The organism is Streptococcus sp. GMD4S (assembly GCF_000296955.1).
This window is the reverse complement of sequence record NZ_AJRE01000338.1, coordinates 1-759: the sequence shown is the minus strand read 5'-3', so window position 1 is coordinate 759 and position 759 is coordinate 1. Positions and strand designations below refer to the sequence as shown.

At 46.2% G+C, this 759-nt stretch carries 1 pseudogene; it reads right to left on the bottom strand.

The window, feature by feature from the left end:
* Nucleotides 1-759, bottom strand: a pseudogene (locus GMD4S_RS09770) (DNA repair protein RadA); the annotation flags it as partial.

Here is a 759-nt window from a genome sequence, read left to right as displayed (position 1 = left end):
AGCCCAGTTCACCCACAAAACATTCCTGAGGATTGGTAGGCTTGTCCTTGTAACTAGAGGCAATAGCCACTGCAACGGCTAAGTCAATGGCAGGCTCATCCAATTTCACACCACCAGCAGATTTGAGATAGGCATCCTGATTTTGCAAAAGAAGCCCTGCTCGTTTTTCCAAAACAGCCATAATCAGACTTGCACGATTGAAATCAAGACCTGTCGTTGTGCGCTTAGCATTTCCAAACATAGTTGGTGTCACTAAAGCCTGAACCTCCGCCAAAATCGGACGGGTTCCTTCCATAGTCACCACAATTGATGAGCCAGTCGCTCCATCCAAACGCTCTTCTAGGAAAACTTGACTCGGATTGAGCACCTCAACCAATCCGCCCGACTGCATCTCAAAGATGCCAATCTCATTAGTGGAACCAAAACGGTTTTTGACTGCTCTCAAGATACGAAAGGTATGGTGACGTTCCCCTTCAAAGTAAAGCACTGTATCTACCATATGCTCCAACATACGCGGACCCGCCAAGGTTCCTTCCTTGGTCACATGCCCTACGATAAAGATGGCAATGTTATTAGTCTTCGCTAATTGCATAAGTTCAGCTGTCACCTCACGTACCTGAGAAACAGACCCCTGCACCCCTGAAATCTCAGGAGACATAATAGTCTGGATAGAGTCAATAATGAGGAAGTCTGGCTGAATTCTTTCTACTTCTGCGCGAACACTCTGCATATTGGTCTCTGCATAGAGATAAAACTCAC